Below are 16,336 nucleotides of genomic sequence, written 5' to 3' on the forward strand. Positions count from 1 at the left end.
ATGAGCTTTTCACTGCTTGTCAGGGCGCACGGATGCGCGCTCCCTGAAGGCAATGAAACAGGACAGGCCCAAGGAAACGAAAGCGGAAACGACAGCGGAAACGGGCAAGGAAAGGGTCGGAGGCGCCCGGCGGGACGCGGTGCGCACCGCACTCGTCGTGCTCGGCCTCTGCTTCACGCTGGCTGTTCTTGGCCGGGGCTTGAGCGAGAGCTTCACGGTCTTCCTCAAGCCGATCTCCGAAAGCCTCGGCTGGGATCGCGCCCAGGCCGTCTCGATCTACTCCCTCACCTGGCTCGTCAGCGGGCTGACCGCACCCTTGGTCGGGCGCCTGTTCGATCATTCCGGGCCACGCCTCGTCTATGCGCTCGGCTTACTCCTGCTCGGTTCGGCCTTTCTGATCGCGAGCCATGCGCACGCGCTCTGGCAATTCCAGCTTTCGATCGGCATCTGCGTCGGCATCGGCGTTGGCTTCATCGGCAATGTGCCGAACTCGATCCTGCTCGGTCGCTGGTTCGGACCAAAGCTGCCGACCGCCATGGCGGTGGTCTATTCGGCGATGGGCGGCGGCGTGCTGGCCTTGCTGCCGGCCTCGCAGCTCCTGATCGATCATCTCGGCTGGCGCGAGACCTACCAGCTGTTCGGCTTTGCAGCGCTCGGGCTGCTGGCGCCGCTGCTGCTGCTGCCCTGGCGCATGTTCGCGGCCGGCTCGCCGCACGTCGCCAAGAAGAGCGATCCTGACTTCGTCGACAGCGGCTGGACGCTTGCGAGCGCGATGCGCCACCACGCATTCTGGGCGCTGTTCTCGACCTTCTTCTTCACCGCGGTCGGCATGTATGCGATCGCGGCGCAGATCGTGGCCTATCTGATCGACGCCGGCTTTCCGCCGCTCCAGGCTGCGACCGCCTGGGGCTTCTCCGGAATCGTGCTGGTGTTCGGCATGCTCGGCGTCTCCGCGCTCGACGGCCTGATCGGACGGCGGCCGTCGGTGCTGCTCAGCTACGCGATCTCGATTCTCGGCATCGTTCTGCTCTGGCTGCTGCAGTACTATCCGAACGTCATTCTGCTCACCGGTTTCGTCGTCTGCTTCGGCAGCATGATGGGCTCCCGCGGGCCGCTGATCAGCGCCACCGCCATGAAGATCTTTCGCGGCAAACGCGTCGGCACCATCTTCGGCACGATCTCGATCGGCAGCGGCCTCGGCTCGGCCTTCGGTTCATGGAGCGGCGGCCTGATCCACGATGCCACGCACGGCTACGATCTCCTGCTCGTCTTCGCACTTGCGAGCGTGATCCTCGGAATGATTCCGTTCCTGGTCGTCCCTGCTTTGCGGGAGTAGGTCTCCCCGACGTAACCTGCACACCCTGGTTTCACCGGAATCCTACGGACGAGCGCGAGGCGAACGTGCAAAAAAGAGGGTCGCGTGCAGCTCTTGGCGGCGCCTTGCGGTGTTTTGTCCGACATGACGAAAATGTCAGCGCTGAATTGATCCTGGTGGCTTGCGAGGCGGAAGCGAATACGGTCCAAGTCGCAGCATTGGGTCCAGCATTGGATGGAGGGCAAACCAATGGACTTTCCTTATCTCACTCGCTTTCAACCGGTTCTCCTGAGCCTGTTTCGCTTCATCACCGGCCTGCTGCTGTTCCAGTACGGCGTCGCCAAGCTGTTCAAGTTTCCGGCTGTCCCAATGTTCGCCAAGGTCGAGCTGATGTCGCTTTACGGCGCCGCCGGTGCGCTCGAACTGGTGCTTGGCGGGCTGCTCATGATCGGCCTGTTCTCGCGCCTCGCAGCCTTCATCTTGTCCGGTGAAATGGCTTTCGCCTACTTCATGGGCCACATGTTCAGGGGCGAGACGCCGATCTTCCTGCCGCTGCTGAACAACGGCACCCTGGCGATCCTGTTCTGCTTCGCCTGCCTGTATCTCTCGGCGGCGGGCGGAGGCCCGGTCAGCGTCGACGCAGCGATGGGCAAGAAATAGCCGCCGGACCGGCGGGCGCATCCGCGCCCCGCTGAAGCACATCTCATCCGCTAAGCACGAGGATGGCGCCGGCAGATCTCCGGCGCCGTCTCAGCGCGCGCCCAGCACGTTCCAGATCAGAACGAGGGCGGCGACGAGCAGCAGAGACATGATGATGCGATGAACGAATCGATTCATTGCAGGTCCGTCCAGACGGTCTAGCTGCCAAAACCCAAGATCGATTCCCTTTCCCAGACGGGCTGGAGTCCGTCTGCACGGCGATTTGCCTGCACCATTGCGCACGCGCCTGCGCACGCTGTCCGCGCAGCAGGCCGCCGCATGCCTCCATTCATGATTGGTAAGAACTTCATGCTACCGGTGCGAGCAATAACAACCATTCCGTAGGGGCTGTGATGAAACTGCTGAGTCATTTGAAGATCCGCACCAAGCTTGCCAGCATGGTCTGCCTTGCGGCTCTCACGGTCACAGCCATCATCGGCGTATCGGCCGTGCTCAGCAAGAGCCGGATGATGGAGGACCGCGTCCAGCAGATGCGGACCGCCGTCGAACTCCTCTACAACTACGCCCAAGCGCTCCAGGACGAAGTGACCGCCGGCAAGCTGACGCCGGCCGAGGCCAAGAGCCTGTTCCACCAGCGCGGCCGCCGCATGAACTTCAACGGCAACCAGGGCTATCCGGTGGTTTACAATCCGGACGGCTCCCTGGTCGTGAACGGCGCCAACCAGCAGCTCGAAGGCAAGATCACCGGCGCCAAGGATTCAAACGGCGTGCTGATTGCCGACGCCATCATCAAGGCCGGCAGCGAGACTGCGCAGGGCGGCGTCACCTCCTATCTCTACCCCCGTCCCGGCCAGACCGAGCCGGTCCGCAAGACCGTGTTCGCGCGCAAATTCGCGCCCTGGAACGTCATCATCAGCTACGGCCTCTATGTCGACGACATCGACGCCGATGTGCGCGCCTTGACGCTGGAGCTTGGCGCCATCGGCATCGGCCTGATGCTGCTGATGGCGGCGCTGTCCTGGCTGATCGCCCGCGACGTGCTCGGCGCGCTCGACCGTCAGAAGAATCGCATGCAGGCGATTTCCGAAGGCGCCATCGACAAGCCGGTCGAGGAGACCGACCGCGGCGACGAGATCGGCCGCATGGCCGAGACGCTCGAAATCCTCAGGCAGACCGCGCTCACGGCCCGCACGCTGGAGGCCGAGCAGGTCGCGGCCAAGGCCCGCAGCGAGCAGGAGAAGCGCGAGGCCCTGATCGCCCTTGCCGACCGCTTCGATGCCTCCGTCGGCCAGCTCGTCGGCCTGATGGCCTCCGGCTCCGGTGAATTGGAGACCACGGCCAAGTCGATGTCGTCGACCGCCGAAGGCACCAATCGCCGCGCCGCCGTGGTCGGCTCGGCCGCCAATGAGGCCAGCCAGCGCGTCCAGACCGTCGCCTCCGCCGCCGAGGAGCTCTCCTCCTCCATCACCGAGATCAGCCGCCAGGTCGCGCAATCGGCCGAGGTCACGGGACGTGCGGTGGACAGCGCCCGCCGCACCGACACCATCGTGCGCGCACTCTCGGACGGCGCCCAGCAGATCGAGCATGTCGCCGAGCTGATCTCCAACATCGCGGCGCAGACCAACCTGCTCGCGCTCAACGCCACCATCGAGGCCGCCCGCGCCGGCGAAGCCGGCCGCGGCTTTGCCGTGGTCGCTTCCGAGGTGAAGTCGCTGGCGAGCCAGACCGCGGAAGCCACCCGCGAGATCGGCGACAAGATCGCCCAGATCCAGGGCGCCACCAAGGAAGCTGTCGATGCGATCGGCGGCATCACCGCCACCATCGAGGAGGTCAGCCGCATCGCCACCTCGATCGGCGCGGCCATCGAGGAGCAAGGCGCCGCCACCGCCGAGATCGCCCGCAGCGTCTCGCAGACCGCGGAGGCGACCAAGGAGGTCACCACCAATATCGGCGGCGTCTCCACCGCAGCCAACGAGACCGGCAACGCTGCCGGCATGGTGCTCGCAGCAGCCAGCAACCTCTCCAAGCAGGCCGAGCAGCTCTCCGGCGAAGTCGGAACGTTCCTGAAGGGCGTGCGCGCGGCCTGACGCCCCGCTCCAGCCTCAAAACGTTTGGCGCGAAAGCATCGCCACATTCGTCATGGCCGGGCTTGTCCCGGCCATCCACGTTTTTGGCCGCGCCGCACGAAGAACGTGGATGCTCGGGACAAACCAGGACAAACCCGGGCATGACGTGCACCTGGAAATGTGCGTGGCTACCGCCGCGCGAGGGTGCAACCGCTCGACAGCTGGCGCGTCGATCCGGTCGAGCCGTCGTTCGAATGCGATGGGAATTCCTCGAATGGCGAGTTCTGCTTGCCGGTGTTGAACTCGAAGATCTTGCGGAACAGGCCCGGCGCCATCGCCGAGATCGGATTGACGCGCATCACGGGCGCGGCTGGCGTGCCGACGACCTCGTAGGTCACGCCGATCAGCCCCTCATTGTTGCCGCCACCGAGGAAGATGCCGAACAGCGGGATCTGGCCGAAGATGTTGTTGACGCCGTACATCGGCACGAAGGTGCCGCTCATGCAGACCTGGTTGCCGGGATAGTCGATCGAGCCCTCGATGGTGGCACCGATCATCGGCCCCTTGACCACGCCGTCACGGACCGTGAGCGCACCGTTCTGCCGCGTGAACTCGGCGCGAAGTGCGCTGAAGGAGACGCCATTCCCGGTCCCGTTCGGCGCGCCGGCGGCAACGCGTTCGAGCTGCGCCTCGCCCTTCACGGTGAAGTCGCGGACATTGATCAGGCCCTCGCGCGCGGCGTTCGGCTCGGAAGACGGCGGCTCCATCGCCACCACCATCTGGCCGCCGACCGCCTTGGTGTAGGTGTCGGTGAAGCGCAGCAGCGCGCCGGCGTCGTTGGTCTGCAGGTAGATCACCTCGCGGTTGCCCTGGGCACGGCCGCCGCGCAGGTCGGCAGCGACAGGCGTGTCGCGGCCGATCTTGCCGCTCAGCGTGAACGCCTTGATAGCCCCATTGCGCTTCGACATCTTGGCATCGAGGCTGCGCATGGCCTCGCCGTTGAAGCCGGCGACGGCACCGAGCTTCACGTCGATGTCGAAATCGACGTTCTTCAGCTTGTTCTTGTCGTCCTTGGAATTGCCTGAGATCGCCGACTTCAGGAAGCCGCGGCCGTCGAACACGTCGCCACGCATGGTGCCGCGCAGCACACCGTCCTGGCTGCGCTCCACCCTGAGCGAGGCCTTGTCGCCGTCGGACGGCGCGTAGGTCGGGAAGTTCGCGTTCACGAGATCGCTGTTCGCGTCGAGCTCGAGCGAGCCCTTGATCGAGGCGCCGCCGCCTTCGATGACGATGTCCTCGAAACGCGTCGATTGCGCCGTCGGCACCACCTTGAAGCTGGCCTTGCCGGACTTGCCCGGCAGCTTGACCCAGCCGGGCAGGATGTTGTCGAGCCTGACCGAGGTCAGATCGGCCTCGACGCCGAGCTTCGTCGTCTGATCCGCGCCGCTCGCGATCTTGCCCGACAGCTTGATCGGCAACGATCCGATGACGGCGGGGCTGAGATCGAAGCCGAGTCGCGCGCGGCTGGCATCGTCCAGCGTCGCCTGCAGCCTGACATCCGCGTCGCCCTCGGCCGGCTTGCGATAATCGAGCGAGGCCGCCTGGCCGTTGATCTTGACGTCGCCCTTGACCTGATAGCCCTGGTTGTTGGCTGATATCTTGAGGTTGTTGGCTTCCAGCTTCTGGTTCATCACCAGCTTGTCTGCGGCAAAACCGTTGAGATCGGCGGTGACGGCGTAGGTGGTGTCGGCCTTGGTCAGCTCGCCCTTGACCGGCATGCCGAGCTGGATGTTCGCCGAGAACGTTCCCTTGCTGGTGTTGGGATCGACGACGGTCGCCGACAGGTCGCTCAGCCGATCATTGGCGAGCATTTCAGCGGCCGCGGGCACCGGCCCTTCCACACGGAATCTGCTCCGCGACGGCGACGGCTTCGGCGCCATGTCGGGCACCTCGAAGACGAAATCGGAGATCGTGACCTTGCGGCCCGCGGGGGTATCGGCAATGCCCTGCCCGATGTTGACGGTCGCGGTGCGTCCGGTCACGCGCGCCTTCAGATCGGCATCGCGCACCACCGGCATGCCGTCCACGGGCCGGACCGCAACGCCGCTCGCCACGATGTTGACCGACAGGCCGTCGTCCGGAATGGGCGGACCCTTGCGCGGCAGGTTCCTGGTCGGCGAGTTGACGCCGATCTCGATGCGCTGGAGCGTGCCGCGCTCGATCCGTTCTATCACCCATTCACGCAATTCGGGGACGATCAGCGTCGGCCACATCCGCTTCAAGGCGGAGGCCGACATCGGCGTGCCCGCAAAACCGAGGGTGAGCCGCGGCTCGCCCGAATAGTCGAGGGCGCCGGTGCCGGCGACGCCGATCTCGCCGTTGGAGACGTCGGCCTGTGTCAGCAGGATGCGCTTGTGGTCGGCGTCGAAGCGGAAGCCGATCGCGATGCGGTTGAAGACGAGCGGCGGCTCGTTGTCGATGCCGCCGAGCAGGATCGAACCGCCGCTGAAGCCGAGCTGCCAGTCGTTGATGTTGCCGTTGGGTGGCTCGAGATGGGCCAGCAGCGTCAGGCGGTTCGCGCCGGAGAGAACCTTGAACGGCGCGACCAGCACCCGCCGGTTCGCATCCCACTCGACGTTGATCTCGGCTGAGTCGATTGCCATCGGGTAGTCGGGCGTGTCGGTATCGATGATGTTGCCGGCGCCGGCCGCGATCTTGCCGCGGAAGAAGGTCGGCACGCCGTCGCGGCCGAGCTCGCCCTTGAGCTCGCCCGTCAGCGGCAGGTCGGCGGTGTAGGTGAGGTCCTTCACCCGCAGTGCCAGCAGGATGTTGGACGTCGAGACCTTGTCGGCCTTGATGTCGACCGAGCGCACGCCGTTCTCGGCCGGTCCGATCGTGGCGCGCAGCAGCCACGGACGCGCGCCCTGCTCGCCGAGGCTGAGCGCGACGCCGCCGCGGCTCGGCCGCCTCAGGCTGAGCGTGATGTTCTCGAACGACCATTTGCTGCCGCGCTGCTGATCGTCGACGATCAGGACGCCGTTCTTCAGACCGATCTCGTTGAGGTTCTGACCGTCGAGGCCAGTCATGCTCAGGCTGTCGAGCCAGTCGAGGCCCTGAAGGATGCCGCTCTGCGCGGTCGCCTGCGGTGCGGCCTGCGATGCGTCCGGGCTCGCAGGCGCGGTCGCGAATGGCGGCGGGGGGACACCGCTGCGCGGGAATGTCGGCGGCAGGCCCGCATCCTTCTTGGACGCGACACCGGTCGCGAGCGGCTTTGCGGTGTCGCCGGCGGACACGGTGACGGTGCCATCGGGCGCAATGCGGATGGCGAGCTCGGCATCGACCAGGTTAAGACTCTCGGCACGCAGGTGCCCCATCAGGAGGGCCGCACCCGACAGCCTCACCTCGGCCTTCGGCGCGCTGGCGACGACGGCGTGATCGCGGTCGCGAACGATGATGTCTCGGATGCGGACGGCGACGCGGACCCGGCCGGCCCGCTCGATCTGAGTGCCGCCGACCTCAACGGTGTTGCCGTGGCCGATATTGTCCTCGATCGCGGCTGCGAGCCACGGCGTTGCGATGTCCAGACTGATGGGACCGGCACCGAGCCGCCACCACAGCGCACCGAAACAGCCGATGAAAATGACGATGACGGTGGCGACGGCCACCGCCAGGCGCTTCAGCCAGCGTCCCCCACCCGTCCAGCGGCGCAGCGCGCCAAATCCACCACCGAAGCGAAGAAAGCCCGAACCGGAACGCGCCAGCAACCGGCGTGCGCGATTGCGCGCAGCCGCTTCCTGATCCGGATCCCAGTCGGCGTCGTCCCATTCCTGCGGCTCGAGTTCGCCGCCGCGCCGATCAAAATCCCGGTTGTAGTCCTGGGGCGACGTATTCCTTGCCATTGCCTCTCGATACAGGCGCCCGTCATAGGACTGAGCGCCGCCGGGACCGCAGCCGTTCGCGGGAAGTGATGCTCCCTGCGCCGGCACTGCCGCCATACCTCGAATATTCCTGCTGTTCGTCATTTCGCCCCGGGAGCGCGTTCAACGAGCAGTGGGGTGGTGCGTGGAATTCCTTGTAACCATACTCCGGCGTCGCCAGACTTGCCCAGCCGAGGGCACGATTCCGGCTCGCCGGACAAGAGCTGCAATACCGCTTCGGTTGACCTGCCGAAAGCGTCGAAAGGAAGGCGTATGTCCAAGAAATCCCGAAAGAAATCGTCCAAAACGCCCTCCGGCAGTCCGACCGCTGCAAAGAAGTCCGCAAAAACGCGGGCATCGACTCAAACAAGATCCGCGAAAACGCAGCGGACACCGGCACGCAAATCAGCTGCGACCATAGCAAAAGCAGGATCGCATAAGGCCGCATCGAAACAGTTAAAATCCTCCAAATCCGCCTCCTCTCCGGCTGCGGCCAAGTCGGGCTTGAAGTCCGGCTTGGCCGAGGGCCAAAAGGCCCCGGCCTTCCGCCTGCCGCGCGATGGCGGCGACGTGGTCACGCTGGCCGACTATGCCGGCCGAAAGCTCGTCCTGTTCTTCTACCCCCGCGCCGACACCCCCGGCTGCACGCGGGAGGCGATCGACTTCACGCGCCTGGCGGACGCCTTCGCGGCCGCCGGCACCGCGGTGCTCGGCATCTCCGCCGATCCGTTAAGGGCCCAGGAGAAGTTTCGCGACAAGCACAAGCTTGGCGTGCCCCTCATCTCGGACGAGACGCATGAGATGCTGGAGGCTTATGGGGCCTGGGGCGAAAAGTCCATGTATGGCAAGAGCTTCCTTGCGATCCTTCGCACCACGGTGCTGGTCGGGACTGACGGTAAAGTCGCGCGGATCTGGCGCAATGTCCGGGTCGATGGCCATGCCGACGAAGTGCTGGAGGCGGCAAGGAGCCTTTAACCAATCCTTTAAATTCGCGCGTTCCCATTTGCGGAAAATTAACCATGAGCGGCCCAGATTGCGGCGGCAATTGAGCCGCAAGGAACCCATCCGACCGGCGCGGGAGTGCCGATGTCGAAAAGTTCTGCCCAATACTCGCAGTACCCCCAACATCATCCTCACGATCACGGACGCGCCTTCCGGCGCCCTCTGGGTGCCCCGGCGGCGGTAACCGCGATTCCCCTGCCCGCCACCGACGATGCCTACACCATCGTGCATGCCGGCAAGCAGGTCCGCTTCGGACCCGTGGTGTTCTGGATCGTGGTCGGCACCGTGGTGCTGCTCGGGCTGTGGTCGGCCGCCACCGCCACCTATTTCGCGTTCCGTGACGACGTCCTGACCCGGCTGATCGCCCGCCAGGCCGAGATGCAATACGCCTATGAGGACCGCATCGCCGAGCTGCGCGCCAAGATCGATCGCACCACCAGCCGTCAATTGCTCGACCAGGAGCAGTTCGACCAAAAGCTCGACCAGATCATGAAGCGCCAGACGGCGCTCGAGTCCCGGGCCACGGCGCTCGGCGCCATGCCCGACGTGACCGGCTCGATTCCCCGCGCCGCTCCGCAGCGCAGCGATGCAAGCCCGACCACGCCAAAACCGTCGCCCATCAGCGACACCGTGATCTTCGTGGCGCCACCGGATCGCGAAGCGCGCCTCGAATCGCGCGCGCCGAGCGTTGCGGCAACGCCGACCAGCCAGTTCGCCAAGAACCGCGGTTTCGACAACGTGCTGGTCCGGCTCACGACCTCGCTTGATCAGGTCGAGCGGCGCCAGATGGCGACGCTCAACGCGGTCGAGGAAAGCATGGATTCGCGCATGCGCCGGATGCGCAGCGTGGTCAGCGACCTCGGCCTGAACCTTGCCCATCTCGAAGCCGCCGTGCCGCGCAGTGCGATGGGCGGACCGTTCGTCCCGGTCAAGCTGACGGCGAATGCCGGACCGTTCGAGAAGCAGCTCCACCGCATCCACACCACGCGCGCCGAGATGGACCGTCTCAACCGCACGCTGGCGTTGGTGCCGTATCGCAAGCCCGTCATCGGCGAGGTCGAGTTCACGTCCGGCTTCGGTGTGCGCAGCGATCCTTTTCTGGGTCGGCCCGCGATGCACACCGGCCTTGATTTCCGCGCCGCCAGCGGTGACCCCGTCCGCGTCACCGCCTACGGCAAGGTGGTTTCCGCCGGCTGGTCCGGCGGCTATGGCCGCATGGTCGAGGTCGACCACGGCAACGGGCTTTCGACCCGCTACGGCCATCTCTCCGAGATCAACGTCAGGGTCGGCGAAGTCGTGAAGATCGGCCAGGTCATCGGCCTCGTCGGCTCGACCGGCCGCTCCACCGGTCCGCATTTGCACTATGAGACCCGCATCGAAGGCGAAGCGGTCGATCCGCAGAAATTCCTGCGCGCCGGCGTGCGGCTCAGCGCGGGTTAGGTCCGCGCTTTTCAGTTTTGCCGCGCAGAACTTCCCGAGAGCCAGAGCAACGACTGGCGGCCGAGAGCTTGCGCAGTAAGCTGAATGCACGCCCATCAATCACCAGCAGCGCGCTGGCGATGACGATCGAGCCGGCGATCTCGCGGCCGGAGATCGGCTCATCCAGCACCAGCCAGCCCAGCAGGATGGCGGTGACGGGAATGAGCAGCGTCACCAGCATGACGTTGCTCGCGCCCGAGCGCCGCACGATCTGGAAGAAGACGATGTAGGCGAGCGCCGTCGAAAGCCCGGCGAGCCCGAGCACGGCGAGCCAGGTCGTGAGGCTCGGCATCGGTAACTGCCAAGGCTGCTCCACGACGCCGGCGACGACCGCTATCATCACCGTGGATGACATCAATTGAAACGTCGCCGTCCCCAGCGGCGCTGCGTCCTTCAGCAAGCGCCGCGCAGCCAGCGCCGCAAAGCCGTAGCTCAGTGCCCCGCCGAGGCAGAGCAGAATGCCGAGCCCCTGTCCCGGCCTGGTCTCGAAGCCCCATCCGCGCAGCAGGATCACGCCGACAAAGCCCAACGCCACCCCGGCCAGGCGGCGCATCTGCAAGGCCTCCTGGCCCGCTGCAATCATCACGGCCACCGTGAACATCGGCGTGGTCGCGTTCAGGATCGAGGCCAGCCCACTCGGAATGAAAGTTTGGCCGATCGCGATCAGCGAAAACGGGACGACATTGTTGAGCAGCCCGATCGCAATGAACGGCGCCCAGCCCGTCCAGCTCCTGGGAAAGCCGATGCCATGTGCGCGCAGCAGCGGCAGCAGCATTGCAGCGCCGAGCGCCACGCGCAAAAACACCAGTGTCAGCGGCGGCAATTCCCGCAAGGCCGCGCCGTTGAAGAAGAACGAGCCGCCCCAGAGGATCGAGAGCAGAGCGAGCAACGACCAGTCGCGTGCATCGATCCGGTGGTCATTGTCGGGCATGGGGTCTTACCTCAGCCCCATGGCCTAGAACGGTGCGATCAATGTCGCCACCCGATTTCTGACGAGGTCCCGGTTTACAAACCGATACTCGGCGCGAATGGAGTGACTGAGGGGCACCGGTTAGCGCGGTTTGACTAGGATGGCTTCTTCGGCCGCGACACCAGCTCGATCATCCTGCCTTCATCATCGTCCGGCATCACCGCTTTCGCCTGCGCGTACGCCTCGACCGCGGCGCGCGCGACCAGCGGCTTGCCCTCGAGCAGGCTCTCGGCGAGCTTCACGGCGTAGGCGGCATCCTTGTGCCGCAGCGCTGCGGTGAAGGTCGCGCCGCTGAAATCGCGGGCGACCATGCGCTTGGAGTGACGCGCTACCTGCGGGCTTGCCGCGACGCCTGCCTGGATCGATTCCAGCACCAGGTTCATGTCGAGCCCGGCCTGCTCGGCAATCGCAAGGCCCTCGGCGAGGCCGGCGATCTGGATCGCGCCCATGAGATTGTTGATCAGCTTGTAGACCGTGCCGGAGCCGACCGCGCCGAAATGGCGGATGGTCGAGCCGATCGGCGTCAGATAGGGCCGCGCGCGCTCGAGATCGGCCGCGTCGGCGCCAACCAAGAGCGTCAACTTCCCGGCCGCCGCCGCGTCCGGCAATCCCGTCACGGGGCAATCGATGTAGATCAGCCCGCGCGCGTTGAGCTCGCGGCCCATCTCGCGGGAATGGTCATAGGAGACGGTGGAGCATTCGATCGCGATGGTGCCGGCCTTCGCCGTCTTGGCGGCGCCGTCAGGCCCGAGCCAGACCGCGCGCGAGGCCTCGTCGTCGGCGACCATGGTCACGACCGCGTCGGCATCGATCGCGGCGTCCTCCGGCGAGGTCGCCCAAATCGCGCCGCGCGCGATCAGGTCCTCGGCCTTTGCCTTGCTGCGATTCCAGACCGTCACCGTGAAGCCGGCATCGAGGTAGCGGCCGGCCATGCCATGGCCCATCCGCCCAAGCCCGATGAAGGCGATGCGGGGCATGGCTAGTCCACGTCCTCGATGTCGCCGGTCGTGGTGCCGAAGGCGCGCTGCGCCAGCGTCGCCGCCATGAACTCGTCGAGCTCGCCATTGAGCACGCCCGATGTGTCGGAAGTCTGCACGCCTGTGCGCAAATCCTTCACCATCTGATAGGGCTGCAGCACGTAGGAGCGGATCTGGTGGCCCCAGCCGATGTCGGTCTTGGCAGCCTGGTCGGCAGCGGCCTTCTCCTCGCGCTTCTTCAGTTCGATCTCGTAGAGACGCGCGCGCAGCATGTCCCAGGCCTGCGCCCGGTTCTTGTGCTGGGAGCGGCCGGCCTGGCAGACCACGGCGACGCCGGTCGGGATATGCGTCAGGCGCACCGCGGATTCGGTCTTGTTGACGTGCTGACCGCCGGCACCGCCCGAACGCATGGTGTCGGTGCGGACATCGGATTCCTTGATGTCGATCTTGATGCTGTCGTCGATGACGGGGAACACCTGGACGCTCGAGAACGAGGTGTGCCGCCGCGCGTTGGAATCGAATGGCGAGATGCGCACCAGCCGATGCACGCCGGCTTCAGTCTTCAGCCAGCCGTAGGCGTTGTGACCGGAGACCTGGATGGTCGCCGACTTGATGCCGGCCTCTTCGCCCTCGGACTCTTCGAGATACTCGACCTTGAAGCCGTGGGTTTCGGCCCAGCGCGTGTACATGCGCAGGAGCATCTGCGCCCAGTCCTGGCTCTCGGTGCCGCCGGCGCCGGCATGGACTTCGAGATAGGAATCGAAGCGGTCGGCTTCGCCCGAGAGCAGTGCCTCGAGCTCGCGCCGCGCCACTTCCTTCTTGAGGTTCTTCAGCGCAGCTTCGGCTTCGGCGACGACGCCGTCATCGCCCTCGGCCTCGCCGAGCTCGATCATGCCGATGTCGTCTTCGAGCTCCTGCTCGACCTTGCCGATGCCTGAGAGCGCATCCTCAAGCGAGGTGCGCTCCTGCATCAGCTTCTGGGCTTTCTGAGGGTCGTTCCAGAGATTGGGATCTTCTGCGAGCTTGTTCAGCTCAGCGAGGCGCGCCGTCGATTTCTCGACGTCAAAGATGCCTCCTCAGCAGCCCGACTGACTGCTTGATCTCTTCTACCAACCGTTCGATTTCGGCGCGCATGTTGTTCTCTGTCTTGCGGAATCCCGCGTGCAGTTCGAGAGGGGATGTAGCGGCGGCGGCCGCAAAGCGCAACCGCCCAAACCGTGATCGCCGGCCTTATCCGCGGCCTACCACAACCCGCCAGTGCCCGGCCGGAAGAGGAAGCCGGAATCCGGCTGCTGCTGCTGCACCGGCATGCCGCGCCCGTCGGCGTCGGCAACGCCGATGACCGAATAATTGTCCGGCGGCGCCGTGCCGGGCTTGAAGGCTTCGAGGATGGTTCCGCCGGTCTCGCCGGGGCCGGCGCGCATGCCGGTCTTGGCGACGACGCGAACGAGCTTGATGCCGGCGGGCACCTTGAACGGGACCGCGGGCTTGTCGGCGAGCGCGAGCTTGAGGAAGTCACGCACGATCGGAGCAGCGAGATGACCGCCGGTCGCGGCATTGCCCTTACCGAGCGGACGAGGCTTGTCGTAGCCCATGTAAACTGCGACTGCGATGTCCGGCGAGAAGCCGACGAACCAGGCGTCCTTGGCCTCGTTGGTGGTGCCGGTCTTGCCGGCGACGGGCTTGCCGACCTCCTTGATCACCGTGGCCGTACCGGACTGCACCACACCCTCCATCAGCTCGGTGATCTGATAGGCGGTCATGGAATCCAGCACCTGCTCGCGGCGGTCGATCAGCTGCGGCTCGGGCTGGTTCTTCCAGCCGCCCGGCGCGTCGCAGCCGCGGCATTCGCGCTGGTCGTGCTTGAAGATGGTGCGGCCGTAACGGTCCTGGATGCGGTCGATCAGCGTCGGCTTCACGCGGCGGCCGCCATTGGCGAGCATCGAGTACGCCGTGACCATGCGCATCGCCGTGGTCTCGCCGGCGCCGAGCGCGTAGGAGAGATAGTTCGGCAGTTCGTCATAGACGCCGAAGCGGCGGGAATATTCGCCGATCAGGGGCATGCCGATGTCCTGCGCGAGGCGCACCGTCACGGTGTTGAGCGATTGCCGCAGCGCATTGCGCAGCGTCACCGGTCCCTGGAACTTGCCCGAGGAGAAGTTTTCAGGCCGCCACACGCCGGCGCCCTGCCCCTGGTCGATCTCGATGGGCGCGTCGAGCACGACGGTCGAGGGCGTGTAGCCGTTGTCGAGCGCGGCCGAATAGACGATCGGCTTGAACGACGAACCGGGCTGCCGGTAGGCCTGCGTGGCGCGATTGAACTGGCTCTGGTCGAACGAGAAACCGCCGACCATCGCGAGCACGCGGCCGGTCCAGGGATCCATCGCCACCATCGCGCCGGAGACTTCCGGAATCTGGCGAAGCCGGTACTGGCCCTCGACGGGGTGGCCGTCCTTATAGAGGGGATCGGCATAGATGACGTCGCCGGGCTGGAGCACCTGCGACACCGCTGTCGGCGTCTTGCCTCTCGTGCCGCCCTGCAGCGCCCGCGCCCAGCGCACGCCGTCGACCGTGACGATGCCGGTCTCGCGCTGCTTGCTCACCGCGCCGCCGAGCTCGCGGCCAGGCTGAAAGCCGATCCGTGCCGACTGATCGCTGGTCTCCAACACCACCGCCATGCGCCAAGGCGAGATGTCGGACAGCGACTTGATCTCGGCGAGCTTCACGCCCCAGTCGCCCGAGATGTCGAGCTTGCTGATGGCGCCGCGATAACCCTGCTGCTCGTCATAATTCACGAGGCCGGCGACCATGGCCTTGCGCGCCATGACCTGAATCTTCGGATCGAGCGTGGTGCGAACCGACAGGCCACCCTCGTAGAGCTTCTTCTCGCCGTAGCGCTCGAAAATGTCGCGGCGGACTTCCTCGGCGAAATATTCGCCGGCAAAGGTGTGGGCGCCGTTGGAACGGCTGGTGACGGCGAGCGGCTCCTTGCGCGACTTGTCGGCGTCGGCCTGCTTGATCCAGCCGTTTTCCACGAGACGGTCGATCACGTAATTGCGACGCTCGATGGCGCGGTCGCGGTTGCGGACCGGATGCAGCGTCGCCGGCATCTTCGGCAGCGCCGCCAGATAGGACGCTTCCGCCACCGTCAGCTCGTTCACCGACTTGTCGAAATAGACCAGCGAGGCCGCCGCGATGCCGTAGGCGCCGAGGCCGAGATAGATCTCGTTGAGATACAGTTCGAGGATTTTGTCCTTCGAATAGGTCTTCTCGATGCGCATCGCCAGCAAGGCTTCCTTGATCTTGCGTGAGAAGGAGACCTCGTTGGTGAGCAGGAAGTTCTTGGCGACCTGCTGCGTGATCGTGGACGCACCCTGCGGACGGCGGTTGGAGCCGTAGTTTTGCAGATAGAGCAGGCCTGCGCGAGCCATGCCGGTGTAGTCGATGCCGCCATGCTCGTAGAAATTCTTGTCCTCGGCCGCGAGGAAGGCGTTGATCACGAGCTTCGGCACCGCCTGGATCGGCAGATACAGCCGCCGCTCCTTGGCGTATTCGCCGACCAGCGAACCGTCGACCGCGTGCACACGCGTCATCACCGGCGGCTCGTAATCCTGAAGCTGAGAGTAGTCCGGCAAGTCCTTGGAGAAATGCCAGATCAGGCCTGCCACGGCCCCGACGCCAACAAGGAACACCACTGTTCCCGCGGCGAACAGGAAGCCCATGAACCGCACCAGCAAGCGCATTATCTGTTTATCCGTTCAAACTCTGGATCAGCCCAGTATCAGCCCTTTGGCACACAAAACGGTACCAACCTCACGCCGCGAATTCACCGGCTTACGCAATCACATCGAAGCCGGACTTAAGACGCTTGCCGAACAGGATTCTCGCCGATTCCGGAACCCTCTACCGGTTTCTATAAAGCGTCCGCTGTGGCCAAACTAGGGCCTTCG

Annotated in this window: 10 protein-coding genes; 5 read left to right on the plus strand and 5 right to left on the minus strand. The window is 65.4% G+C overall.

The window, feature by feature from the left end; all coding sequences use genetic code 11:
* Positions 1–52 precede the first annotated feature (52 nt).
* From I6F36_RS07305 to I6F36_RS07315, 3 genes are all read left to right on the plus strand, one after another.
* Positions 53–1,336 (plus strand): MFS transporter, encoded by a 1,284-nt coding sequence (locus I6F36_RS07305; protein ID WP_225171219.1) that lies wholly within the window; start codon positions 53–55, stop codon positions 1,334–1,336.
* Between the two features lie 228 nt (positions 1,337–1,564).
* Positions 1,565–1,975 (plus strand): DoxX family protein, encoded by a 411-nt coding sequence (locus tag I6F36_RS07310; protein ID WP_036000011.1) that lies wholly within the window; start codon positions 1,565–1,567, stop codon positions 1,973–1,975.
* Positions 1,976–2,367: 392 nt separating this feature from the next.
* A complete protein-coding gene (locus tag I6F36_RS07315; protein ID WP_036000014.1) occupies positions 2,368–4,062 on the plus strand; it encodes a methyl-accepting chemotaxis protein in 1,695 nt (564 codons plus the stop codon).
* Positions 4,063–4,229: 167 nt separating this feature from the next.
* Here I6F36_RS07315 and I6F36_RS07320 read toward each other — a convergent pair whose 3' ends face one another.
* Entirely contained in the window at positions 4,230–8,036 is a 3,807-nt protein-coding gene (locus I6F36_RS07320; RefSeq protein ID WP_225125555.1) for a DUF3971 domain-containing protein, read from the minus strand.
* Positions 8,037–8,231: 195 nt separating this feature from the next.
* Between I6F36_RS07320 and I6F36_RS07325 the strand changes: the two genes are divergently transcribed.
* Both I6F36_RS07325 and I6F36_RS07330 read left to right on the plus strand, forming a co-directional pair.
* Positions 8,232–8,933 (plus strand): peroxiredoxin, encoded by a 702-nt coding sequence (locus tag I6F36_RS07325; RefSeq protein WP_225126002.1) that lies wholly within the window; start codon positions 8,232–8,234, stop codon positions 8,931–8,933.
* A gap of 111 nt (positions 8,934–9,044) precedes the next feature.
* A complete protein-coding gene (locus I6F36_RS07330; RefSeq protein ID WP_192893223.1) occupies positions 9,045–10,400 on the plus strand; it encodes a M23 family metallopeptidase in 1,356 nt (451 codons plus the stop codon).
* Here I6F36_RS07330 and I6F36_RS07335 read toward each other — a convergent pair.
* From I6F36_RS07335 to I6F36_RS07350, 4 genes are all read right to left on the minus strand, one after another.
* Positions 10,387–11,370 (minus strand): DMT family transporter, encoded by a 984-nt coding sequence (locus I6F36_RS07335; RefSeq protein WP_225125556.1) that lies wholly within the window; start codon positions 11,368–11,370, stop codon positions 10,387–10,389. The two genes, I6F36_RS07330 and I6F36_RS07335, sit on opposite strands and share 14 nt — an antisense overlap.
* Before the next feature lie 134 nt (positions 11,371–11,504).
* Entirely contained in the window at positions 11,505–12,488 is a 984-nt protein-coding gene (locus tag I6F36_RS07340) for an NAD(P)-dependent oxidoreductase (RefSeq protein ID WP_346275745.1), read from the minus strand.
* Positions 12,389–13,520 (minus strand): peptide chain release factor 2 gene (gene prfB / locus I6F36_RS07345; RefSeq protein WP_225125559.1). Its coding sequence is split into 2 segments (ribosomal slippage): positions 12,389–13,450 and positions 13,452–13,520, totalling 1,131 coding nucleotides; the frame shifts between segments, so codons are not numbered across the junction. Before prfB ends, I6F36_RS07340 begins: the two co-directional genes overlap by 100 nt.
* Positions 13,521–13,627: 107 nt before the next feature.
* Entirely contained in the window at positions 13,628–16,129 is a 2,502-nt protein-coding gene (locus I6F36_RS07350; protein WP_036022896.1) for a penicillin-binding protein 1A, read from the minus strand.
* Positions 16,130–16,336: the final 207 nt, after the last annotated feature.

It is taken from the genome of Bradyrhizobium sp. BRP19 (assembly GCF_020194195.1).
In the GTDB taxonomy this organism is placed as follows: domain Bacteria; phylum Pseudomonadota; class Alphaproteobacteria; order Rhizobiales; family Xanthobacteraceae; genus Bradyrhizobium; species Bradyrhizobium yuanmingense.

What these genes read in the sequence shown, in the direction of transcription:
- I6F36_RS07305 (WP_225171219.1), top strand. Translation starts at nt 53, where the DNA reads ATGAAACAGGACAGGCCCAAGGAAACGAAAGCGGAAACGACAGCGGAA.
- I6F36_RS07335 (WP_225125556.1), bottom strand. Translation starts at nt 11,370, where the DNA reads ATGCCCGACAATGACCACCGGATCGATGCACGCGACTGGTCGTTGCTC.
- I6F36_RS07330 (WP_192893223.1), top strand. Translation starts at nt 9,045, where the DNA reads ATGTCGAAAAGTTCTGCCCAATACTCGCAGTACCCCCAACATCATCCT.
- I6F36_RS07310 (WP_036000011.1), top strand. Translation starts at nt 1,565, where the DNA reads ATGGACTTTCCTTATCTCACTCGCTTTCAACCGGTTCTCCTGAGCCTG.
- I6F36_RS07350 (WP_036022896.1), bottom strand. Translation starts at nt 16,129, where the DNA reads ATGCGCTTGCTGGTGCGGTTCATGGGCTTCCTGTTCGCCGCGGGAACA.
- I6F36_RS07320 (WP_225125555.1), bottom strand. Translation starts at nt 8,036, where the DNA reads ATGGCGGCAGTGCCGGCGCAGGGAGCATCACTTCCCGCGAACGGCTGC.
- I6F36_RS07315 (WP_036000014.1), top strand. Translation starts at nt 2,368, where the DNA reads ATGAAACTGCTGAGTCATTTGAAGATCCGCACCAAGCTTGCCAGCATG.
- I6F36_RS07325 (WP_225126002.1), top strand. Translation starts at nt 8,232, where the DNA reads ATGTCCAAGAAATCCCGAAAGAAATCGTCCAAAACGCCCTCCGGCAGT.